General features: G+C 65.2%; 2 protein-coding genes. Both read right to left on the bottom strand.

The genetic code is table 11. The features are described 5' to 3' along the window. Positions 1-105: 105 nt before the first annotated feature. Positions 106-861 carry an IS21-like element ISUnCu3 family helper ATPase IstB gene (istB, locus tag HBN63_RS21480; protein ID WP_011544395.1) on the bottom strand — a complete coding sequence of 252 codons (756 nt, stop codon included), beginning with the start codon at positions 859-861 and terminating at the stop codon, positions 106-108. 17 nt (positions 862-878) lie between these two features. Further along, positions 879-2,393, bottom strand: coding sequence for an IS21-like element ISUnCu3 family transposase (gene istA / locus HBN63_RS21475; RefSeq protein ID WP_170050831.1), 1,515 nt, complete (start codon positions 2,391-2,393; stop codon positions 879-881). Between the last annotated feature and the right edge of the window lie 203 nt (positions 2,394-2,596).

The raw sequence follows: 2,596 nt of genomic DNA, 5'->3' as shown, positions 1-2,596 counted from the left end.
TGCGGATTCCACGCCATTCGGACACTCAGCCCACGCTGATCCGGACACCTGTTCCACGATCATTCGGACAGGCAGTCGGAGCGCAGCGACGCAGGGCTGGCATTGTTAGTCTGAGGTGCCCGGCGTCGTCAATTTCTTCGCCCGTTTGCGCATCGATTCGCCCTTGAGGTTGATCCGGTAAGCGTTGTGCACCAGGCGGTCGAGGATGGCGTCGGCCAGGGTCGGGTCGCCGATCAGTTCGTGCCAGTTGTCCACCGGCATCTGACTGGTCACCAGGGTCGAGCGCTGGCCGTAACGGTCGTCCAGCAGCTCCAGCATGTCGCGCCGTTGTTCGGCAGTGAACGGGGCCAGCCCCCAGTCATCGAGGATCAGCAGATCGGTCTTGGCGTAGCTGCTCATCAGCTTGGCGAAGCGCCCGTCACCGTGGGCAAGGCCCAACTCTTCCAGCAGGCGCGGCAAGCGTAGGTAACGCACGCTGTAGCCGTCCCGGCATGCCTGGTGGGCCAGGGCGCAGGCCAGCCAGGTTTTGCCTACGCCGGTGGGGCCGCCGATGATCAGGTTGAGGCCGTCGCGCAGCCACTGGCCGCTGCGTAGCTGGAGGATCAGGGCCTTGTCCAGGCCGCGCGGGCTGCGGTAGTCGATGTCTTCGAGGCAGGCGTTGTGGCGCAGCCTGGCCTGGCGCAGGCGGCTGCTCAGGCGCTTGTCGTCGCGCTCAGTCAACTCACGGTCGACCAGCAGACCGAGGCGTTCCTCGAAGCTCAGGCTGTCGATGTCCGGGGTTTTCAGTTGCTCAGCGAGAGCCTTGAGCATGCCGTGCAGGCGCAGGGACTGGAGCTTGTCCAGGGTCGGGTGGGGCAGCATGGTGGGATTCCTTGGGGTCAGTGGTAGTAGCCGGGGCCACGCAGGTTGGCGTGGTCGTCCGGTAGCAGGGGCAGGCTCTGTTGCGCCAAGGGCAGGTTCTCCAGGCCCTGGCGCAGGATCGATTCGAGGCTCTTGTAGCTACAGGCCCCGAGGCTCAGGGCGCGTTGGCAGGCGGCTTCCAGCCGCTCTTCGCCATGCTGTTTGCCCAGACGCAGGATGCCCAGGCAGGCGCGGTAGCCATGCTGCGGATGGACGCGTCGTTCGAGGATGTGGCCGATCACGCCGGCGGTGTTCGGCCCGGTCTTCTCGGCCCAGTGGATCAGCCGTTGCGGCGTCCACTCGGCATGCTCGCGGTGGCTCTTGGGCATGTGCTCGGTCTGCGTGCTGTGCCGGCCCTTGTGCAGGGAGCGTATGTGGCTGGCCACCCGTTGGTTGGCGTGGAAGCACTCCACAGTGCGCGCCGTCAGGCGTACCTCCAGCTGCTTCTTCACCAGTTGGTAGGGCACCGAGTAGTAATGCCCGTCGACCTCGACGTGGTAGTCGATGTGCACCCGCGCCTTCTTCCACTCGGCATAGACGTAGGGCTGTTCCGGCAGCGAGCGCAGGGCCGGACGATCCAGGCTGTCGAAGGCCGTCTGGCGTGAGCCCGGCAGCTTCTTGAACGGGCGTTGGTTGAGCCGCTCCAGCAGCATGGCAATGGCCCGGTTGAGTTCGTCCAGGGAGAAGAACTGGCGGTTCCTCAGCGCGGCGAGGATCCAGCGCTCGACCACCTGCACGCCGACCTCGGCCTTGGCCTTATCGCGCGGCTTGCGCGCCCGCGCCGGCACTACCGCCACGCCATAGTGCTCGGCCAGGTCGAGGTAGCTGGGGTTGATGTCCGGCTCGTAGCGATGGGCCTTGCTCACCGCGCTGCGCAAGTTGTCCGGCACCACGATCTCCGGCACCCCACCGAGGAAGGCAAAGCAACGGGCGTGCGAGCCCAGCCAGTCCGGCAGCTGCTGCGACCAGGTGGCCTCGGCGAAGGTGTAGCTGGACGCGCCAAGCACCGCGACGAACACCTGCGCCTGGCGGATTTCGCCGCTGTGGCGGTCGATCACCGGCACCGTCTGCCCGGCGTAGTCGACGAACAGTTTCTCGCCGACGCGGTGCTCCTGACGCATCACCACGTCCAGCTTGCCCTGCCAGGCTCGGTAGTGCTCACAGAACCAGCTGTACTGAAAGCCCTGCGGCTGGCTCAGGCGGTACTCCTGCCAGAGCAGCGCCAGGGTTACGCCGGGGCGGCGCAGTTCGGCATGCACCCATGCCCAATCGGGTAAAGGCCGCTTCTCACTGGCAACCGCCGGGGCCGGCGGGAACAGTTGCTGCTCCAACTCGGCATCGGACAACGAACAGGGCCAACTGAGACCGCTGGCGGCAAAACGACAGAGGTAATCACCGGCACTGCTGTGGCCAGTACCCAGGCTGCGGGCGATCTTGCGCACGGACAGGCCGCAGTCGAACTTGAGGCGCAACACCTCTCGGATTTTACGCATGGATAAACGCTCCACGACGACCTCTCTGCTTCGAAAAAGAGGTCGATGGTAGTGAAGAAATCCTGCGTAGCTGCCTGCCTGAAAAGTGTCCGGATGGCCGTGAAATCGGTGTCCGGATGCTCGTGGAATGAGTGTCCGGATCAGCGTGGAATCACTGTCCGGATGTGCGTGGAATGGGTGTCCGAGTCAGCGTGGAATCCGCA

It is taken from the genome of Pseudomonas sp. WS 5011 (genome assembly GCF_012985775.1).
GTDB classification, from domain to species: Bacteria; Pseudomonadota; Gammaproteobacteria; order Pseudomonadales; family Pseudomonadaceae; genus Aquipseudomonas; species Aquipseudomonas peli.
This window is presented reverse-complemented; position numbering and strand designations above follow the sequence as displayed.